Origin of the sequence: Termitidicoccus mucosus (genome assembly GCF_038725785.1) — a bacterium.
Lineage (GTDB): Bacteria > Verrucomicrobiota > Verrucomicrobiia > Opitutales > Opitutaceae > Termitidicoccus > Termitidicoccus mucosus.
Map to the genome: position 1 here is coordinate 1054325 of NZ_CP109796.1, position 21593 is coordinate 1075917.

Sequence of the window (21593 nt, forward strand, 5' to 3'; positions counted from 1 at the left end):
TCGTGGGTAAAAACACCCGTGCCCCTCAACGCAAATATTTCTGGAAAAAACTGACATCCAGCCCGGAAAAGACTGAGCGGGAAAATAGAGCAAAGAGGAGCAGACCGGGTTGCTGCGGTGATCTCCACCGGCGGCACCGCGACTTCGGCGTTGATTTTTCCGGCGCGCGCCGTCGAACATCGTATTCATGAACCCTGATCGCGTCACCATGCTTGATGTCGCCCGCAAGGCCGGGGTCGCGCGGTCAACCGTCTCCCGCGCGCTGCGCAATGACCCGGCGATTCCGCAAAAACGCTGCGCCGAGATCAAGACGATCGCCGAAAAACTCGGCTACGCGCCGCATCCCATGGTCGCGACGCTCATGTCCCAGTTGCACTCGCGCCGGCGGCGGTCCGACCCGTTTTGCATCGCGTGGATTGACCTTTGGCCGCGCGGCAGTGCGGCGGTGAGCGTGCCGTATTGGGACACGCACCTCGCCGGCGCGCGCCAGCGCGCGGCGGAACTGGGCTACGGCGTGGAGGTGTGGCAGCCGGAGGCCGATGGCGTCTCCCCCGCGCGTCTGCGGCAGATCCTCGCCGCCCGCGACCAGTGGGGCATCATCTTCCCGCCGGTGCCCGAGACGGCGATAAGGTATGACTTCGACCTGCGCGGCTTCTCCGCCGTCACCATCGGTACGAGTCTGCAAGCCCCAGCGATGCACCGCGTCTCCCACAATCATTTCCAGGGCATCCAACTGGCGTGCGACCGGCTGCGGGCGAAAGGTTACGAGCGCATTGGCTTTGTCAGCAGCCTGGCGGGCAACGCGCGCATCAACGGCAAGTGGCTGGCGGCCTTTTTGGAGCGGCAGCTTCACTGGCCGGCGACGCACCGCATCCGCCCACTCATGGTGAAAACCGGCCGCGACGGACGCGAGGCGGTCAAACGCTGGCTGTGCGAGAAGCGCCCGGATGTGATCGTCTGCGGCGACCAACAGGCCGCCGCGTGGCTCGGCACCCACCGTCGGTTCCCCCGTGTCGTCTGGCTCACGCTGGGCGGCAACAATAATAAACTATGGGGCATCAACCAGCTCCCCGAGGTTGTGGGCCGCGCTGCGGTGGAGCTGGCGGTGGGCCAAATCCACCGCAACGAACGCGGCAGCCAGACACCTACCCACAACCTGCTCATTGACGGCACTTGGGTCGAAGACTGATCGGTCAGAGGCTAGGGAAAACTCCGGTTTCTGGTCCCGTGTTCTCTGTTTCTCTGCGGTAACACCATTCCTAATATTAAATCCAGAATGAATGGATTACGCAACGATGTGCATGAGGGAATGCCTGACTCCGTCTACGAGCGTGTACAAGCTGACGATGTTTAATTCCCCCTTTGCCATTAATTGCTGCCCTCCTTTTCGCCCATTCCTCCCATTCCATATCTTATGAAAAAAAACTATCCCTCCTCCCCATCTTTTATTAAGTGGTTGTTGCTTTCTGTGCTTTCTGGTGCACTGGCTGTTGCCAGTGTGCACGGGCAACAGGCGCCGCGCCCGGCGCCATCCGCTGCCGCTGGTGCCGACGATGAAAACTCCGAGGTCGTCGTGCTGCCGGAGTTTGCCGTGCGCACCTCGGCGAAGGACACCAGCATGAGGGCCGAGGAGACGCTCGGTGCGATGCGCATCAACACGCTGCTCGTCGAGTCGCCCATCACCGTGACGGTGCTCAAGCCGGAGTTTCTGGAGGCGTTCTCGCTCAGCCAGGAACACGAGCAGGCGGCGTTCATCGCAGGGGGCAACGCGATCACCGAGTGGCAGACTGGCGCCGCCACCCCGAGCCTGCGCGGTTTCGGCGCGAATTTTTATCGCAACGGGTTCCAGCGATGGGGCTACAACACTACCGTAAACATCGAGCGTGTTGAATTCGTGAAAGGCCCGCTCGCAGCCACATTCGGACGCTCGTCGCCGGGCGGCATAATCAATTACATTACCAAGCGCGCACAGCGTAAACCGGCCTACGGTTTTTACCACAACACCGGCACCTATTATCAGAACACCGAGATGAGCGCCACCGGCCCGGTGGCCAAAAACTTGTTTTACCGCACCGACTTCCAATACATGAAAATCGGGGGGCCGCAGGACTTTTTCTTTCATCGCACATGGGCCGCATCCGCGTCCTTCACTTGGCAAATTAGCAAGAACACGGTGTGGATGTTTGATTTCGAGCAAAAAGTCCAGACACTGAACCGCGGACACGCCGGCCTCATCATGCGCTGGACGGGAGCGAATCAAGTCATGTCTCCCGTCACTGGCGCGTGGAATACGGGACAGGTGACGGGCGGGCGGCTCATCAGCTACTCCTATTTTAATGCCCGCGGGCCGGACGAATACAATCACCGGAAAATCTCGACTTTTGACACGCGTTTCGAGCACCGCTTCAGCCGCTACCTCAGCCTGCGCATTAACGGCCAGTATTATTTCGGTAACTACGAGCGCTGGGGATGGGGGACCAACGAACCAACCAACATCCCGGTGTATAACATGATCACCGGCATCCTTCCGGGCCGCAGGCCATATTACGAAAACCATGATCCACGCACTTTCGCCGGCCAGGCCGACCTGCTCTCCGAGTTCAAAATTGGCCCCACCTCTCACAAACTCCTCCTTACGATGGACGTTTCCGACGCGCGCGACAAGTTGCCCGACTGGACAATGTCGGCGGAAAACTTGGCCGCGCTTCCCGACACCATCCTCAACCTCCGCGTCGCCAATCCCGATTGGGGCGGTTTTGACCGCTCGCTCGTCACCGAACTGTTCCACGACCGGCGCGTGCGTTACGAGGACATAGGTTTTCTTCTGAGCGAGCGCATGGAGTTGTTGCGCGGGCGGGTGCTGCTCTATGCCTCGCTGCGCCACGACGATTTCCGGGCGCGCTACGACGACTACATGGAGCCTTCGAAAACGGGCAGCCTAAACAAAAACATGTTCAATGAAACTTACGGGGGTGTTGTGCACATCATTCCCGGGAAGCTCATTGCCTTTGCCAACCGCAGCACCTCCTTCACGGCGAGCACGACCTACGACCGCGGCACCGGCAAATTGCAAGACCCCGTCACCTCGCGTGGCATCGAAGCCGGCGCGCGCGGAGAAATCCTCAAGGATCCCGGCAGCAGGCGCGCCCTCTACTGGTCGGCGTCGGCTTACCAAATAGACCGGAAAATCGCCCAACGTAATCCGTATTACAGCGACGATGACAGTGACTACGATGGCAGCATGCCTGAATACCTCAACAATGGCATTGAGCGCGTGAATGGCGTCGAGGTTGAGTTTTTTGGCGACATCACGAGGCAATTTTCCATGAGCCTCACTTACACCAAACTCGATGCCTTCGTTAAGGACTATCCCGAGGAACCCGAACGAGAGGGTGTGCCCCTTCTTTACGTCCCGAAGACCAGCCTGAGCAGCACCCTCCGTTACGAAGTCACCGAGGGCCCGATGCGCGGATTTGCCGTCGGCTTCACGATGCGCCACAATAGCGAATACTTCGCCCGCTACGGCACCTTCGGCTCGCAAGTCACCGGCGTTGACAGCATAACTCAAAATGGCGGCATAACCGGCAATCTGCGCGTCAAAAACAAGAACGGCGATCCCTACGGCCCCAATAATGCCATTGAGGAAGTACGCCCGGCGATCACGCTCTTTGATATTTTTGCCGAGTATGTATTCTGCACCGGTAAATACCGGCATACAGTCGGCGTGAACATTAAAAACCTGACCGATGCTGTCTGGTATAACAGCAGCGGCCAACTCAACGCTGGATGCCAGATTCAGGTCCGCTATCGCCTGCGTTTCTAAAAATCTGAAGCCTGAAAAACACATAATTTAAAAAACAAACCGACACACCGCTTATGAATCCCCAAACCACCTCAGTCCCGTCTCCGACACCGTTTCTCTCGCGGGCTGGAAAGCCCGCGCTCCTTTGTGCCCTTTGCGCCTTTGTGGTGAATCTTCTCCCGCTGCATGCCGCCACCTACACATGGACCGGCAGCGCGGGCGACAACGATTGGTATAACGCGGCCAACTGGGATGCCGGCATCGTCCCCCTGCAAACCGACATCGTGTCCTTCAATACCATCGCGGGTCCCGTTTTCGATTCGGTCTCCGCCACTGCCGCCACCCTCAACATCGGCAACACAGCCAACACCACCGGCTCCATCGCGCTCAACAATTCCTATCTTCGCATCGCCGCCGCCAACATCGGCGCCAACGCCACCGGCACGGCGTTCATGGCCCTCAACAACTCCACCCTGTATGTCACCAACAATCTCAACTTTGCCACCACTGGCTATGCCGTTGTCGACCTACACGGCAGCAGCACCATCACCGTCGTCGGCACCTACGACACGGGCGTGGGGAATCAGACCAGCGGGACCGGCATAATCACCCTGAACGACAGCTCCGCATGGCTCAGCCCCCGCAACATGCAGCTTGGCTCGCGCGGTTACGGCGTGCTCATTCTAAACGGCAACTCCCGCGCTTCCGCCCCGACCACGATTTACATCGGCGGCAATCTTGCCGCGGGCGCGCGCGGACTGGTTGAAATCCACGGTTCCGCGCACCTTTCCAGCTCCGGCTCCGCGGTCGTCGGCCACACCGGCACCGGCACGGTCATCCTGACCGACTCCGGCTCGTTTACCGCCAGTTCCTTCATAACGCTCGGCCAAGCCGCCACCCACAAGGGCATCATCACGCTCTCGGACAACGCACTCATCTCCTCCGGCAGCCTCATCGTCGGACTCGGCGGCACCGGCACGGTCACGTTCCTCAATGGCGGCAACCTCCGCGCCAACGCCATCACGCTCGCCTCCTCCGGCGCGGCGCGCGGCACGCTCGAAATCGCCGGCAACGGCTCGCACTCCATCACCCGCGGCGACGGCCAGACGCTCATCGACATCGTCGGCGGCACAGGCACCGGCGGCGCAACGGTCCTCTTCACGCACGTCAACTCCGAACTCGTTTTCAACAACAAGCTCACCGGCGCGCTTGCCGTCGAGGTCAACGGCTCCGGATGCACCACCCTTGCCGCTGAAAACGACTACACCGGCGGCAACATCGTGCGCTCCGGCACACTCGCCGGCACTCCTGCGAACATTCGCGGCGCCATCCTTGTCGACGGCGGCGGCGTTGAACTCACCACACCAAACGCATATACTCTCACCCTTACCGGTACCGGCTCATTTAACAAACTCGGCGCCGGCACGCTCACGCTCGCATCCAACTTTGGCGGCGCGTTTGACATTTCCGCAGGGGCTGTCGCTTTCGACACCGCCGCCACGCTCGACAGTGCCCGCGCCGTAACCCTTGCCTCCGGCGGCACCCTTTCCGGCTCGCTCGCCCGCACCGCCGGCCAGACACTCTCCGCCGCCGCTGGCAGCGCCATCACCGGCAATGTTTCATTCAACAACACCACGCTCGCGCTCTCGCCCGCGTCCCCGGGTGCGGCGGCGTTCTCCATCGGCGGCAACCTCACGTTTGCCGACTCCACCCTCAAACTCGGCCTCTTCGACGCAGCCGACACCATCATCACCATCGCCGGCTCCCTCAGCATCTCCGGCGTAAACACCCTCGACCTTACTCCGGGCATGTCCGGCACCTACACAATCGCCGGCTTTGGCGCGCTGGCCGGCAGCACCATCACGATTGACGGCGCCGCGCAAGGCGGCTCCGGCGCCCGCCAAAATGCCACCAGTGTCGCCGCTGGCTCCGCCCTCCAGATTCTCGTCCAGTCCGACATCTCGCGCCGCCTCACGTGGACAGGTTCCGACTCCGCAAGCTGGGACACCACCGGCGACAATTGGACCGGTTCCAACAACACAAAAAACTACATCAGCCTCGACGCCGTCACCTTCGATGGAGTGTCCGATGCGGGCAATCCGGCCAACCGCGCCATCACGCTCACGGGCAACACGCGCGTCTCCGACATCACCGTTTCCGGCGACGCCGACTACACCTTTGCCGGCGCCGGTGGCATCACCTCCGGCACACGCATCATCACGCTTCCCGGCAATCCCGACAACCTCGCGGGAGTCACGGGCAAACTCATAAAAACCGGTGCAGGCACGCTCACCTTTGAAAACACCGGCGCGAACAATTTTGGCGGCGGCATCGAAATCTCCGGCGGCGCAATCGTCTTTGACAACGTCGCCCAGCTTGGCACCGCCATTACAGAAAGCGAACACGCTGCAATCGCCTTTACCGGCACGGGCGGCACCCTTGCCGGCACATTCGCCGGTGACGGCATGCTTGCCGGCGCAGTCAGCATCGCCGGCTCGGCCACGGCCACCTTCGAAATCGACGGCGCCGCGCTGATGCTTTCCTCCGGTATCTCCGGCGCAGGCACACTCGAAAAAACCGGCGATGGCACGCTCGAAATTTCCGGCTCCGCCGCCCACGCCGGCGCCGTCACCATCACCGGCGGTACGCTCGCCGCCGGAGCGAATAACCTGCGCGGAGCGTCCATCATCAACAACGCTGCTCTCGCGCTCCGCGCCGAGACCGACGCTGATTATTCTGGCGCGATCACCGGCACCGGCGCGTTCTTCAAGACTGGCGCAGGTACGCTCGAATTCACCGGCACGCTCACGCTCCAGACCGTGACGATTTCGCAAGGCTCACTTGTGATAAAACCTGTTACCATGCTCGCCGCCGCATCGGTCTTTGACATCGCGACCGGCGCCGCGCTCATGGGAACCGGCAGCTTTTCCGCGCCGCAACTGACCAACGCCGGCGTCATCAAAGTTGGCCGCGCCGCCGACCCGTCCGCGCCGCACGGCGTGATGACTTTTGCCGGAAACTACACCGGCGCCGCCACGGGCGAAATCCGCCTCGATATGTCACTCGGTACCGGCGGCACGATGGAATTTGACCGCTTCATCATCAATGGCGACGCCGACGGCTTCACGCGCGTTTCGTTGCAGGAGCAACCCAGCGCTGACCCGCTGCGCGGCGACACCTCGTTGCTGCCCTCGCTCGGCGACATGCTCATCGTCACCGGCTCCGCCGCCGAAGGCGCGTTTGTCCAAAACGGCACCGTCGAGTTTGCCGGCGGCAAATACCAATGGGACCCCGCGCTTAACGCCGGCACCGGCGGCTGGCGCACGCTCGTCGCCGAGCCAATCCGCGCCATCGCCGCGCTCGACGCCGCCGCGCTGATTATCGGCAAGGCCGCGTTTGCCTCGCTCGAAAATCGCCTCCCCGCCGCCCGCGAAACCACCGTCAACCGCTCAAAACAATTCTGGCTCGCCGGTTTCCAGCGCGACGAAAAATTCGACGGCGTGCGCTACGACCGCTACGACACCCCACCGCGCGCCGACGCCGACACGCAGGGCGTCCAGGCCGGCTTCGACTGGCTCTCGCTCCCGACCCCCGAAAGCATTTTTATCTTCGGCCTCTTTCTTGACCACGCAAAATCCGACATCCACCTGCCCGGCCGCGTCACCACCGGCGCCACCACGTCCACCGGCGGCGGCCTGTATGCGTCGGGCATCATCGGCGCGTGGCACATTGACGCGCTCCTGCGCAACGGCACGGAAAAATACGACGCCGTCGCCCCGCGCGTCCTGCCCTTCTCCACCTCCGGCTATAGTTGGGGCGGCCAGCTCTCCGCCGGACGCGACATCGCTCTCGGCAAAGCCAAAAAATGGCGCCTCGAACCCGCCGCGCGCATCTTCTATCAGGCCCACAAACTCAAATCCGTCACCGATTCCGCCGGGCGCCGCTATTCCGTCGTCGGTGCCGACATGAAGGAATTTCGCGCCAGCCTGCGCATCAGTCACGACGGCACTTGGAAAAACAACCTCAAGTGCGCTCCGTGGCTGCGCGTCGGCTGGCTCTGCGACATCGGCGGCGATGGCCGCGTTAATGTCGCCGACCAGACATTCAAAAACGCCCTCGGCGGCACCGGCGCGGAAATCGGCGCCGGACTGCTGCTCAACCTGAGCCGCAAAGCCGCCCTGCAAGCCGATCTCGAATGGTTTGATACCGCCGCCACGCAAGGAGCCGCCGCCACGCTCGGCATTGCTTTCGCGTGGTGAGTCTGATGCAGGAGGCATCTTGCTCCTCTCGGCGAGCCGGACATTTCCACCACTTTGTTTCCAAGTATCGCACCCATCCAAAATCCCGCGCCCTTTATGAAAACACACACACTGCACTCCCTGCTGTTCTGTATTCTGCATTTCACATTCCTCATCAGCCACGCGGCGGCGCTTCCAGCGCTTATGAAGAGCACCGACCACCTGCCGGCCAAACTTGCGATGTTTTCCAAGGAAAAGGATGCCGCGGCTGCCCGCTTTTACTTCGACGATCGCAAGTACGGCGGCCACCGCGACCCCTATCCCGAATGGCTGGAGGGTCTTCTGTATTTTGAATCCGCAGCCGAGTGCCAGCGCAACTACCAGTGCCTGCGCGCCGGCGATGTCATCGCACTTGCGCCGGTCAACAAGGCTCGCGATTTCACTGAACACATGGTCGCGCTCGGCTTTGTGCAACGGCCTGAAAAAACCTTTTTTCTCTTCAGAAGCATCGACGGCCAATACAAACAATCCGACATCTACGGCGCATTCGGGAAAACACTCGCCGACGGCGAGAAGCTCCAGCTTCCGGGCTGGGTCATCCTTGCCGGCTTCGACGTGCCGCGCCAGACACCTTCCGGCGCCGGCGAACTCCTCTACAACGGCATCCGCCTCCCCGGGCAATGGCCGCCAAGAATCAATCTGGACACCGACGAGCCCCCCCCCGTGCCGTGGCTCGAAAAACGTCCCGCCGTCGTCCCCATCGACCTCGGGCGGCAGCTTTTTGTTGACGATTTTCTCGTCGAGCAAACCAACCTCGCGCGCGAATTTCATTACCCGGAAAAATATTCCGGCAACCCCGTGCTTGTCCCCGAAACGCCGCTCGAACACGGCCGGCGCAACGGCAAGGCGTTCACCCAGTTTGCTTGCGCCACGCCAAAAAGCGGCGGCCTTTGGTGGAGTCCCGAAAAACAAGTTTTCGAGCTTTGGTACGAAGCCGGCTGGATCGGCACTGTCGCCTACGCCACGAGCCGCGACGGCCTGAAATGGGAGCGCCCGAGCCTCCCGCTCCGCCCCGGCACCAACCAGGTCATCCCCGACAAGATCAAGGCCGACTCGTGGACTGTCGTCCGCGACCCGCACACCAGCGACCCGCAAAAACGCTTCAAATTATTTCTCAACGGCCCCGGTGACCACAACCGCTTCCACTGCGTTTATGCGACCTCGCCCGACGGCATCACCTGGAGCACGCCTCTCAGTGGCGGCATCAGCGGCGACCGCTCCGGCATGTTCTACAATCCATTTCGCAAAAAATGGGTCGGCAGCCTGCGCTTGACCAGGGATGAAAGAAGAGATGGCGGACGCTCGCGCGCCTATTGGGAAGGCGATGATTTCGAGCAAACCATGAACTGGCTTCCCAATCAACCCGTGCCATGGGCGCGCGCGGACAAACTCGACCTGCATCCCGTCGCCAATGAAAAGACCCAGCTCTACAACCTCGACGCCGTGGCCTACGAAAGCCTCATGCTCGGCTTTTTCCAAATCCACTACGGCCCGAAAAACAGCGTCTGCGCGAAGGCGGGCATCCCGAAATTCACCGGCCTCAATTTTGCCTACAGTCGCGACGGCTTCCACTGGCACCGCCCCGACCGCGCCATCGCCATCAACTCCGCGCACGCCGCCGGCACCTGGGACCGCGGCTACGTGCAATCGCTCGGCAACATTTGCGTCATCCGCGGCGACAAGCTCTGGTTTTATTACATCGGGTTCGCCGGCAACGAAAAACTCAAAATGGGGGAAAATGGCATCAATGACATTGGACCGTCCGGCATGCACGCCGGCGGCGCGACCGGCATCGCCACGCTCCGCCGCGACGGCTTTGTTTCGATGAACGCCAGCGCCGGTGGCGGCGTGCTGCTCACGCGCCAGGTGCGTTTTTCCGGCGCGCGCCTCTTTGTCAACGCCATCGCCGGTACAGGCGGTGTGAAGGCGGAGCTTTGCGAACCCAATGGACGCCCTATCGGGTCCTTCACTCTCGACAACTGCATCCCCTTCACCGGCGACAGCACGCTCACGGAAATCCGCTGGAAAGATGCCGCCGATCTCTCCGCGCTTGCGGAGAAAACCGTGCGCATCCGATTCCAACTCGGCGCCGGCGCAAAACTTTTTTCGTTTTGGGTCAGCCGCGATGAGACCGGGCGCAGCGACGGCTACCTTGCCGGCGGCGGCCCCGGCTACACCAGCCTCACCGACACCGTGGGGCGCGCCGCGCTGGATGTATCTGTCGTAAAAAAATAAAATTTTCCCATGCTCAATACTGCTGCCACACTCAAAACCCGCCTCATAAACGGCGAGACGCTCACCGGCCTTTTTGTCTCGGAGTTGCTCTCGCCCAATCTCGGCGCCTTCTTCGACATCGCCAGCTATGACTTTGCGCTTTTCGATTTCGAGCACTGCCCGTTCACCCTGCGCGACCTCGCGGGGATTTTACCAAGTTTCAATGGCCGCCGCTGCCGCCCGATGGCGCGCGTGCCCGCCGCCCGACGGGAGTTCATCGGCCCGCTCCTCGACCTCGGCGTCGCCGGCATCATGGTGCCGATGGTCGAAACGCCGGAGCAAGTCCGCGAGGCAGTCTCCCTCATGAAATATCCGCCTGCGGGCCGGCGCGGCTCGCATTTCGGCACGCCCCACACCGGCTTCCAGATGCCCGACCGCGACGCCTTCACCCGCGACGCCAACGACAACATTCTCCTCGTCGTCCAAATCGAAACCGCAAAAGGCCTCGCCAACCTCGACGCCATCCTCGCCGAGCCGGGCATTGACGTCGCCTTCGCCGGCAACACCGACCTCGCCCTCTCGATGGGCCTGCCCAACGACCTCGAAAAAGGTCCGGTGTGCGAAGCCGTCCAGCGCATATTGCAAACTGCGAAGGCGCGCGGCATCCCCGGCGGCGGCAACTTCACCGACCCGAAGCTCGTCGGAAAATTCCGCGACGACGGCCTGCGCTTCATCATGCTCGACGGCGAACTCGGCTGGTTTCTCGAAGGTCTGAAACTCGGCAGGCAGCGGGCCGGCCTCCGCCTCTGACCTCCATGACCGCCAATCCTTCAGCCCCGTCCGCCGTTTCTCGTTACGCCTGGTGCGTGGTCGCGCTGCTTGCGCCAGTCGTCCTGCTCAATTACATGGACCGCCAGATGATGGCCGCCATGAAATACTCGATCATGGTCGACGTCATCGGCCTCGACACCGAGGCGAAATGGGGTCTGCTGCCGGCGGCGTTCAAATGGACCTACGCCGTGCTCAGCCCGCTTGGCGGCTACATCGCCGACCGGTTCAGCAAAAGGCACGTCATCATGGTGAGCCTCTTCGCGTGGTCGGCGATCACATGGGCCACCGGTCATGCGCAGACCTTCGAGCAACTGATGTGGAGCCGCGCCCTCATGGGAATAAGCGAGGCATTTTATTTTCCGGCGGCGCTGTCGCTGATCACCGATTACCACACCGGCCCCACGCGCTCGCGCGCCGTCGGCATCCACCACATGGCGCTCTACTTCGGTATCATCATTGGCGGTTTCTGCGGCCATGCGGCGGACTCACCCGATCTCGGCTGGCGCTGGACCTTCGACACGGCCGGCATCCTCGGCGTGCTCTACGCGGCGCCGCTATTCCTTCTGTTGCGCAATGCGCCGAAAAGCTCCGCCGTGCCGGCAAGCGCGGGCGCGGGTGGGGAAAAACCGTCGGTTGCGCGCGCCTTTGCGGAACTGCTCGGCAACAAATACTTCATCATGCTCGTCATTTACTTCACGCTGCCCGGCCTCGCGGGCTGGGTGGTGAAGGACTGGATGCCCTCAATCCTGAAACATCAGTTTGACATCGGCCAGGGGCAGGCCGGCGTGTCCGCCGCGCTCTACACGAACATCGCCGCCATGCTCGGCGTCCTGACCGGCGGCTGGCTGGCCGACCGGCGGATGCGGCACACCGGGCGCGGGCGCATCCAAGTCGGCGTGCTCGGTCTGTGCTGCATCATCCCCGCGCTCTTCGGTGTCGGCAATGCAGGCACCTTGGGAATCGCGGTGGTCTTCCTCGTGCTCTTCGGCCTCGGCTACGGTTTTTTTGACTGCAACAGCATGCCCATACTCTGCCAGGTCGCACGCCCCGAATTGCGGGCGACCGGCTACGGCATCATGAATTTTGCCGGCATCAGCCTCGGAGGCTTCACCGATTGGGGCGTCGGCCTGATGCGCGATGTCGGCCTGCCAAACAACCTCATCTTTGCCGTCTTCGCCATCCTCTGCGCCATCGCGGCGGCGCTGGTTTTGTTGATAAAACCCAACCGCGAACTGACGCAATGAACACCAGCATCAAAAACCGGAAATCGAAAATCCAATCCATCACCGCGACTTTTGCGTTTGGCGGAATTGTTGCCTCAAGCTGCCCGCGATTGATGCCCGCCCCGCCGCGTGATTTTGTCATCCCGGATGCCGAACGCCAGATCACCATCGCCGCGCACGACCATGTGCTCACCAACATCAACTGCTGGTCGCGCGACGGACGCTGGCTCGCCTACGACATCCGCTCCGGCGACAGCTCGCAATTCGACGGCGATCTCATCGAGGCCGTGGATATGGAAACCGGACGCATCCTCCGTCTCTACCATTCCCGCGACGGCGCGTGCTGCGGCGTTGTCACCTTTCATCCCGCGCTCGATCGCGTCGTTTTTATCCTCGGGCCGGAGAATCCGTCCGGCGTCTGGAACTACGGTTTCTCGCGCCGCCACGGTGTGATTGTGGACATCAACCAACCCATGAAAGCCCTCCCGATGGACGCGATGAACTACGCGCCACCGTTCACACCGGGCGCGTTGCGTGGAGGGTCGCATGTGCATGTTTACAGTCCCGATGGCCAGTGGCTGAGCTTCACCTACGACGACGAAATCCTCACCCGCCGCGACGAAAAAGAACGCGGTCAAAAAAATGCCGTGCCAACAGCCGCCCGCGACCGCAACCAGCGCAACGTCGCCGTGGCCGCGCCGTTTGGTCCCGTCCATGTTGCCCGCAACCACCCGCGCAACCACGACGGATCTTTCTTCTGCGCCGTCGTCACCCGCACCGTTAATGAACCACGCCCCGGCTCCGACGAAATCAGCCGCGCTTTCGAAGAAGGCTGGATCGGCGAAGACGGTTACAACCGCGCTGATGGAAGGCGGCAGCGGCGTGCCCTCGCGTTCCAAGGGCTCGTCACCGCCGCCAGCGGCAGCCGGCACGCCGAGGTTTTTGTCGTGGACATCCCCGACGACATCACCCGCCCGGGCGATGCGCCGCTGTATGGCACCGCCACCCGCCGCCCCGCGCCGCCGGCCGGCACGGCGCAGCGCCGTCTCACCTTCACCGATTCGCGCAAGTTTCCCGGCGTTGCTGCCGCGCCGCGCCATTGGCTGCGCAGTTCGCCCGCCGGCACGCAAATCGCCTTTCTCATGAAGGACGATGACGGCGTCACGCAACTCTGGACAATTTTGCCCAACGGAGGCGAGCCGCGCCAGGTCACGCGTCTTCCGCATGACATCGCGTCGGCGTTTTCGTGGAACTGCGATGGCACGCGTATCGCCGCAGTCATCGACGGCAGCGTGTGCGTGATCGACGTGGCCTCTGGCGATACCGCGCGCCTCACACCGCGTCGCGATCCGTCCGACGCGCCATCGGAGCTTGCCTGCGTGTTTTCTCCGGACGGCACGCAAATCGCCTTTCTCCGTCACGTTATGTATCAAGGAAACGGATATAATCAAATCTTCACCGTGCGCGTGCCCGAGCAAACCCGGCCTCTGCCGGATTTTCACGCCAACCCATAAAGTCGCAAAACATGACCAGCCTGTCTTCCCCAAAATCCATCCGCCCGCGCTCGCACCTCGACGGTAAGGAAAATCTTTCGATGACCAAACCACGCATCCTCGTCCTCGGCAGCTCCAACACCGACATGATCATCAAGCTCGCGCGCATTCCCCGCCCGGGCGAAACCCTCCTTGGAGGCAAATTCACCACCGCGGCCGGCGGCAAAGGGGCCAACCAGGCCGTCGCCGCCGCGCGCGCCGGCGGCGATGTCGCCTTCATCGTTCGCCTCGGCAAGGACATGTTCGGCGACCAGGCCCTCGCCGGGTTCAAGGCCGACAAGATCGACACCCGCCACATCCTGCGCGACGCGAAGACACCCTCCGGCGTCGCGTTGATTTTCGTGGCCGGCTCCGGCGAAAACAGCATCGCAGTGGCCTCCGGTGCCAACGCCCGCCTCACGTCCGCCGATGTGCGCGCCGCGGAGGCCGCCTTCCCTGGCAGCAAGGCGCTGGTCATGCAGTTGGAGACCCCGCTGCCCACCGTCACCGCCGCTGCGAAGCTCGCGAAGAAACACGGCGTGCCCGTCATCCTCAATCCCGCGCCCGCGCCTTCGGAAAAACTCCCGCCCGCGCTGCTCAGGCTCGTGTCCATCCTCACGCCCAACGAAACCGAGGCCGAACTGCTCTCCGGCATAAAAGTCACCGACGAAGCCTCCGCCCGCGAAGCCGCCCACGCCTTGCTCAAACAAGGCGTGGAAACCGTCATCATCACGCTCGGGGCCAAAGGCGCGTATCTGCACAACGCCCGGACCAGCGGGCTGATTCCCGGACGCAAGGTGAAGGCCGTGGACACCACCGCCGCCGGCGACACCTTCAACGGCGCACTGGCCGTTGCGCTGGCCGAGGGCCGCGACCTGTCCGAGGCCATCCGCTTCGCCAACGTCGCCGCCGCCCTCTCCGTCACCCGCCTCGGCGCCCAGCCCTCCGCCCCGGCGCGGACGGAAATCGAGCGTCTATTGAAACGCAAACCATAGGCCGAAAGCCGTCCGGCAAAGCGGGAGATTTCCATGTTTATGCGCAATATCGGGCGCGACTCAGCACACCACCCATTCCAAAAGAGATGTTTTCCCGTCCGCAAAATTCCCTTAAGCAAATTGCGGCCAAGCTCGGTGTCTCGATGACCACCGTATCACGCGTGCTCAGCGGACAAGCGGGGAAATACCGCATCAGCGAAGAAACCGCCACAACCATTCTCGACTACGCGCGTAAGGAGAATTTCACCCCCAACCCGATCGCGAAGGGGCTGCGTTTGCGCAGGACCAACACCATCGGCCTCGTGATCGCCGATGTCATCAACCCGTTCTTTGCGGGCATCGCGAGCGAGATCGCCAATGCCACCCGCAATCTGGGCTATTCGCTCATCCTGTCCGACAGCAAGGGCGATCTTACCTTGGAAAAGCAGGCGGTGGAGCTGTTGTGGCAGCGCCAGGTGGACGGCATGATCGTCTGCCCGGCATCCGAATCCTTCGAGCATCTGGCGCGATACGCGAAGGAGCGCCGTCCCTTGGTGCTGGTTGACCAGGTTTCCCCGGAGATCGGGCTGCCGTATGTCACCTCGGATAATTTCGCCGCCGGGAAAATGGCGACCGCGCATTTGCTGGAATACGGCCACAAGCGCATCGCCTGCCTGCAAGGCCGGCCCACCACGATCACGAGCCGGTTGCGGGTGCAGGGCTACGCGGCGGCGCTGGCAGGGCGGGGCATCGCCTTTGACCCCGCGATTGTGGTCGGCGATTCGTTTGACGAGCAGGGCGGTTATCTCGATACCAAGCTCCTGCTGCAAAGCGGGCGCGACGTGACGGCCATCCTGGCCCTGAGTGATCCGCTCGCGCTCGGTGCGTTGCGCGCGCTCGCCGAGGAAAAACGCCGTGTGCCAGAGGATGTTTCGATCATCGCTTTCGACGACCAGCCGTTTCTTGCCCACCTCTCCCCGCCGTTGACCACCGTCGCGCAATCCGCCCGCGCCATGGGAGGCGCGGCCGTGAAAATCCTCTTTGAGCGCATGCGCGTCGCCGATGCCGCCGGGGATGCCAATAATGCCGGCCTCCTGCTGCCGGTTTCCCTCATCACGCGCAAATCAGTCCACAAACTGGGCTGATACCGCCCAAAAAAACGGCCTTCTTCGTTTCTTTCTGTTCCTCGCTATTTTGAGTAGAAATTAAAACCATGTTCAAACATCTCAAAACGGTATCTCTTCTTTTCGTGTTATTGCTGGGCCGCTGGCATATCCCGCCGACCACCCTTTCTGGTCCGACCCGACGCGACAGCACGAGGGATTGGAGCCGGCCTCGACGCAAATGCCCGTGTTTGCCGACGCCGCGCGCTCCATAGCCGCCCGCATGTATATCCTTCGTTCCGCTGCCAGTGTGCCCCAGTGGCAAACAATGAATTAATTCCATTAAAATATGCGCCCTCACACCTCACATCCCCACGCGGCGACCTTCGCGCTCGTCGCGTTTTTCTCCGCCACCGCCACTGCGCCTGCGAAGCCGTGGTCTCCTGCCGGTGACCTCATCAAGACCTCGTGGGCCGCGCAAGTCTCGCCCGAGTCCACCCTGCCCGAGTATCCGCGCCCGCGCCTCGTCCGCTCCGACTGGCAAAACCTCAACGGCCTGTGGGACTATGCCATCACCCCAAAAGGCGCCGCGCTCCCCGCCGCCTTCGACGGCCAAATCCTCGTGCCCTTCCCCGTCGAGTCCTCCCTCTCCGGCGTGCAACGCGAGGTCGGCCCGGACAACGAACTCTGGTATCAACGCCAGTTCACCATCCCCGCCGACACCGCGTGGCGTGGAAAAAACGTCTTCCTCCATTTCGGCGCAGTGGACTGGCGCGCCGACGTGTTTGTCAACGGCGCGCCCGCCGGCTCGCACACCGGCGGCTACACGCCGTTCTCGTTTGATATAACAAATTATATAAAAACAGACGCCGCGAACACCCTCACCGTCCGCGTGTGGGACCCGACCGACGCCTCCGACCATCCCGTCGGCAAGCAGTCGCGCAAGCCCAAGGGCATCTGGTATACCGCCGTCACCGGCATCTGGCAGACCGTCTGGCTGGAGCCAGTGCCGGAAAATTATATAAAAGACATCCAAGCCGTCTCCGACATCGACGCAGGCACCCTCGCCGTGACCGTCACCCAACGGAGCGCGGGCATTCCTGCCCGCGAAATCGCGGACTGTAATGTCCGCGCTCCTGTCGAGGTGGAGCTGCTCGACAACAACAAAATCCTCGCCACCGCGCGCGGCCACGCCGGCGAAGCCGTGACGCTCTCCCTGAAAAACCCCGTCCTCTGGTCCCCCGAAAACCCCAAGCTCTACGACCTGCGCGCCCGCCTGTTCTCCGGCGAAAAAACCGCCGACGAAGCCCGCTCCTACGCCGCCTTCCGCAAAATCTCCATGCAGCGCGACGCCGCCGGCATCATGCGCATGCAACTGAACGGGAAAAACTATTTCCACTTCGGCCCGCTCGACCAGGGCTGGTGGCCCGACGGTTTATACACCGCGCCGACCGACGAGGCCCTCCGTTTTGATATTATCAAAACCAAGGAGCTGGGTTTTAACATGATTCGCAAGCATGTGAAAGTGGAGCCGCAGCGCTGGTATTACCACTGCGACCGCGAAGGCATCCTCGTCTGGCAGGACATGCCCAGCACGCACAGCTACGGCCTCGGCGCGAAATGGGGCCGCAACGAGCTCGACGGCGGCACGGACACGCTGCGCACGCCGCTCTCCAAGGACAATTTTTATAAGGAATGGGGCGAAATCATGGATCTTTGCCAAGGCCACCCGTCGGTGGTGGTGTGGGTGCCGTTCAACGAGGCGTGGGGCCAGTTTGACACTGACAAAGTGGTCGCCTGGACCAAACAGCGCGACCCTTCCCGCCTCGTGAATCCGGCCAGCGGCGGCAACCTCCGCATGTATAAGGATGCCGTCGGCGTCCTGCGTCCCTGCGCGGACATGGTTGATTTTCACCATTACCCGGAGCCCAAAATATTCAAGGGCGACGCCGACCGCGTGCTTGTGCTCGGCGAATACGGCGGCCTCGCCCTCCCGCTGCCCGACCATCTCTGGCAGAGCGACGGAAAGAACTGGGGCTACGGCAAGGTCAAGTTCACGGGCCGGGACGACCTCACCGCAAAGTATGTCGAATATGCAAACATGCTGAAGGGCCTGGTGAAGGACGGCTTTTCCGCCGCCGTCTATACCCAGACCACCGACGTCGAAATCGAGGCCAACGGCTTTTATACCTACGACCGCAAGGTGCTGAAATTCGACCCCGCCGCCGTCCGCTCCGCCAACCGCGAGGTCATCGGCACCCTGCCCGCCGAATAAACACAAGATTTTAAGAATCAACAGGATTGGTATTTTTATTATGTAAATCCTGAATAATCCTATTAATCCTGTCCAAAACAAAACCAACGATTATTTTGAACAGAAGACAACGAAAGGAACAAAGTTCCGTACAAAGCGAGATGACTGACTCCAAACCACGATGCCTCGCTTCAGCTTTTTCCGTACTTCTTTGCTGGCTGATATCGCTTCGCTCGGTCCGTGATTAATAATACGCGGAACGACCGCCATCAGCTTCCCCCGTTCCGCTGCCCTGCGCGGACAAAGTAGGCGGTGCCGCGCTGGCGGTAGCCGTGCGGCGAGATGCCTTGGTGCCGCTTGAACCAGGTGGTGAATTGCGGCAGATGGAGAAAGCCCAGATCGAATGCGCATACTGGAAAATGGGCAAATGGGGTTGGCCGCCAAGAGACTCTTTTCTTCTTTTGCCCGGCATAAAACCCTCGTTCCATCCCAATGGTTGTCGCTGCTCGGCGTCATTTTCAGTCCGCTACCGGGGCTGTCTGCGGCTCTCAAGCCACAAACCCGGCGACACTGCCGCGCAGGTTAAGGGAGAAGGCCATCGCATCGATGCTCCGACACGCTCCCGCCGGTGTCGGTCCGTCGAGACCGAGCCAGACGGCTTAGCGGTTGGCTCCGTGTTGCAGCGTCACGGCATTGGCGACGATGCGGAAACGGTTTTGGCGCGTGGTTTCCTCGTGCCTAGCGGGCCTGCTGGGCGGCGCGGCAAGCAGACGCCACGCGGTGATCGAGTCATGGCTCAAAGAACAGACCGATTAGTGATTAACCCTCCGCCGCCGCGTCGCGGAGTTCAGCGATTAACAATTCGTCGCGAACAGGGAGCTTCAGATTCCCCCTACTTCGAAGCGTGCCAGGACCTGCCTGCGATCATTGAGCGCGACCACCTCGTAGCCGAATTCCGTGTCCTGAAGGATTGCCCACGAGACTTCGTGGCAATGGAAGCACTCCGGGCAGGGCAGGCCCGGCACATGCCCGGGCCTGCCGCAGAACGGGCATTGGTCCGCCGGCAGGCGTTTCATTGTGCGCTTCAATGAAGCCGAGCGCGGCCTCCCTCGCCTGACGGAACACCGCATCGAGCTTTTCGAGATACGACATGGAAAGGCCGTGATGCGTCAGCCGCGTTCCGGGTGAACAGCCGGTGCGCCCTGCGGATCAACTCTCGGGCATCGCGATACGCGAACACGCGAACCCGGGCCTCACGAAAACTCACATACGCCAGGGCGGCCCACACGGCGCCTGTCATCGAGCGATGCCCGAGAAGCTCGGCATACCCGCCCACTTGGAGGAGGTGTCCGGCCTCGGGCTCATCGGGCACGGCGTCGGTGACCTTGACTTCGATGGCGCCGCGGCGGGCCAGTCCGCCCGTGGCGACCAGGTCGCATATGCCGCCGGGCAGCCCGTTCGCGCCGGCAAGCCGGACTTCGGGCTCGAGGTAACGAACGCCCAGGCCGCGCAGTTCGGCGCGGAGCGCAGACAGCCACGGCAGCATGGCTTTCTCGTTTGCGGAAAGGGGGCTGTGGTCGCGGACGCGACGCAGCAGCGCGTGGAAGCGGCAGCCCAGAAAATAGGGATCCGCATGGATGAATGTGTCCGGCGCAAGCCCGCCGACAGGACGCGTTTTTGCGACGCAGGGCGGAAGGTTTTTATGCTGCAAAAAACGGCGAATTTAGGTAGGGAACGGGTGATGGTAGTAATGCTCATGATGTTGGTTTTTTTGTGACAGGGATCACCTGATGTGGATTCATATAGACAACAATGCTGTTATTTTGTCAATTGCCATCTTGACAATGGCGTGGGAACGGCATTCCATTCACTGTGTGAATGAATTCATGAAAATTCTTTGGGAGATGCTGAACCGGCCTCCCTTTGACGGCAACCAGCGCCTGCTCTCGCGGCATACCGGCATCGACACCGCCCTGCTCTCCCGGGTGCTGAACGGAACACGCAATCCGACCCCGGAATTTGTCGGCCGCCTGGGAGGAACCCTGCCCGCGCCCGAGGCCGCAAAGCTGCTCAAGGTCTATCTGGAGGAAGTCGTGGCGGAAATCACCAGAACGAAGCGCAAAACCGGATCGAAAGGTGCCTGGACGCCCGCGTTGGGCCACCTTGCGATCTCCGTCTCCTGCGAGGCCCGAAAGAAATCGGCGTAGCCGCGGCGAGGCTGTATTCCGGGTGCTCAAAACGAAACCGAGGTCGATGCATCGACCTAATCGTCGGCATGGCCTTGCCGGTTGGGCTGGCGAAGCTTAGGTCCCTTGATCTTCAGCCCATTCCAACAGCCAAAAGTCCCAGCAGGCATGGCTGCGACCGTGGCTGCACCGAGAGAGCAAATCCTCGCCACTGTCGCGAAAGTCCAGAAATGGGCACAGCAACTCCGGTCGGGCGATATGGTCGGGTTTTTCCACGATCGCAGCGATTGAGGGCATTTCAGTCGTTCGAGTAAACTAGCTGATGGCTCTCAAGCGGCTCACACCCAAGCAAATTGAGTCCTTCTTCAAACGACCAACACGCCCCAGTGTTCGAGCATTGATTATGGAAGCCCGATTGATCTGCAACTAGTTGCGCCTAGGAGTCAGCCGCCAAGTGAGTCGAGGAATCCTCCACTTTGCTGATATTAATTCCTCCGAAAAAGTTCACTCCCCTACTCTTGGGATGAGCTGGGGAGCATCCCGGCTGACGACCGTATCAAGCTTATGCGAGAGACGCTTGATGCGAAGGTACGCGGTTTGATCGCGAACTTGCGGGACCCCTATCTGGTGTGGGTCCGCATTCGCCGCATGCCATGATGCGTTGGGATCGGGTGCATCATCACACGCTGGCCGGAATGTGCCAGATCATGGGCGGCGACCTGGATTACTCCACGCTGTTGCGCGTCACCCGGCGGGTGACCGGCAACGAGCGGGAGGTCTGGCGGGCATTTCAGCGGGCAGTGTTTAACGTGCTGGCGAGCAACCGTGACGACCACGGCAAGAATCATGGATTTCTTTATCTAGATGGACAATGGAGTGTCGGGCCGGCCTACGATCTAACCTTTTCGAATGCCTCCGTTTTACCGGAGCGAGGCATGATCGTTCTTGGCGAGCGGATGCGCGTGGATGAAAAGGACTTGGTTCGGCTTGCCGCGAACGAAGCATTGGAGTGGAGGAAGGCGGGAGAGATTATCGATGAAACACATCGCGCTTTGTCTCAATGGGATGACATCGCGGCTTCGGTCGCCGTGCCGGAACACAGGACAATCGAAATCAAGCGGCTTTTGCGTGCCGTCTAGTCGACAACTGTATCAACGTCTCCGCAGACGAAACCTA

The 21593-nt window shown here is 61.7% G+C and carries 14 protein-coding genes and 1 pseudogene; 12 read left to right on the forward strand and 3 right to left on the reverse strand.

From position 1 onward, the window contains the following. The first annotated feature begins 187 nt into the window (after window positions 1–187). The 10 genes from OH491_RS03620 to OH491_RS03665 all read left to right on the forward strand — a co-directional run bounded on the left by OH491_RS03620 (window position 188) and on the right by OH491_RS03665 (window position 18252). On the forward strand, window positions 188–1189 hold the full coding sequence (locus OH491_RS03620; protein WP_068769295.1) for a LacI family DNA-binding transcriptional regulator: 1002 nt from the start codon (window positions 188–190) through the stop codon (window positions 1187–1189). Window positions 1190–1498: 309 nt separating this feature from the next. Continuing rightward, a complete protein-coding gene (locus OH491_RS03625; protein ID WP_068769294.1) occupies window positions 1499–3823 on the forward strand; it encodes a TonB-dependent siderophore receptor in 2325 nt (774 codons plus the stop codon). A 143-nt stretch (window positions 3824–3966) separates the two neighbouring features. Continuing rightward, window positions 3967–8061 carry an autotransporter outer membrane beta-barrel domain-containing protein gene (locus OH491_RS03630; RefSeq protein ID WP_068769293.1) on the forward strand — a complete coding sequence of 1365 codons (4095 nt, stop codon included), beginning with the start codon at window positions 3967–3969 and terminating at the stop codon, window positions 8059–8061. Between the two features lie 96 nt (window positions 8062–8157). Beyond that, window positions 8158–10335 carry a hypothetical protein gene (locus OH491_RS03635; protein ID WP_068769292.1) on the forward strand — a complete coding sequence of 726 codons (2178 nt, stop codon included), beginning with the start codon at window positions 8158–8160 and terminating at the stop codon, window positions 10333–10335. Window positions 10336–10344: 9 nt separating this feature from the next. Beyond that, entirely contained in the window at window positions 10345–11124 is a 780-nt protein-coding gene (locus tag OH491_RS03640) for an HpcH/HpaI aldolase family protein (protein ID WP_068769291.1), read from the forward strand. Window positions 11125–11129: 5 nt separating this feature from the next. Further along, window positions 11130–12389, forward strand: coding sequence for an MFS transporter (locus tag OH491_RS03645; RefSeq protein ID WP_068769290.1), 1260 nt, complete (start codon window positions 11130–11132; stop codon window positions 12387–12389). Between the two features lie 92 nt (window positions 12390–12481). Continuing rightward, window positions 12482–13882 (forward strand): DUF3748 domain-containing protein, encoded by a 1401-nt coding sequence (locus OH491_RS03650; protein ID WP_068769815.1) that lies wholly within the window; start codon window positions 12482–12484, stop codon window positions 13880–13882. Between the two features lie 80 nt (window positions 13883–13962). Further along, window positions 13963–14895, forward strand: coding sequence for a ribokinase (gene rbsK, locus OH491_RS03655; RefSeq protein WP_068769814.1), 933 nt, complete (start codon window positions 13963–13965; stop codon window positions 14893–14895). Window positions 14896–14981: 86 nt separating this feature from the next. After that, entirely contained in the window at window positions 14982–16019 is a 1038-nt protein-coding gene (locus OH491_RS03660; RefSeq protein ID WP_068769289.1) for a LacI family DNA-binding transcriptional regulator, read from the forward strand. Between the two features lie 307 nt (window positions 16020–16326). Further along, window positions 16327–18252 (forward strand): glycoside hydrolase family 2 protein, encoded by a 1926-nt coding sequence (locus OH491_RS03665; RefSeq protein WP_068769288.1) that lies wholly within the window; start codon window positions 16327–16329, stop codon window positions 18250–18252. A gap of 638 nt (window positions 18253–18890) precedes the next feature. Here OH491_RS03665 and OH491_RS03670 read toward each other — a convergent pair. From OH491_RS03670 to OH491_RS03680, 3 genes are all read right to left on the reverse strand, one after another. Continuing rightward, window positions 18891–19031, reverse strand: a complete 141-nt coding sequence (locus OH491_RS03670) for a hypothetical protein (protein ID WP_334319126.1) — start codon at window positions 19029–19031, stop codon at window positions 18891–18893. 81 nt (window positions 19032–19112) lie between these two features. After that, a complete protein-coding gene (locus tag OH491_RS03675; protein WP_145928624.1) occupies window positions 19113–19307 on the reverse strand; it encodes a hypothetical protein in 195 nt (64 codons plus the stop codon). A gap of 8 nt (window positions 19308–19315) precedes the next feature. Beyond that, complete coding sequence (locus OH491_RS03680; protein WP_145928623.1) at window positions 19316–19942, reverse strand: hypothetical protein; 627 nt, start codon at window positions 19940–19942, stop codon at window positions 19316–19318. 175 nt (window positions 19943–20117) lie between these two features. Between OH491_RS03680 and OH491_RS03685 the strand changes: the two genes are divergently transcribed. After that, window positions 20118–20438 carry a hypothetical protein gene (locus OH491_RS03685; RefSeq protein WP_145928622.1) on the forward strand — a complete coding sequence of 107 codons (321 nt, stop codon included), beginning with the start codon at window positions 20118–20120 and terminating at the stop codon, window positions 20436–20438. Between the two features lie 584 nt (window positions 20439–21022). Next, window positions 21023–21556: pseudogene (locus OH491_RS03690) on the forward strand (HipA domain-containing protein); the annotation flags it as partial. Between the last annotated feature and the right edge of the window lie 37 nt (window positions 21557–21593).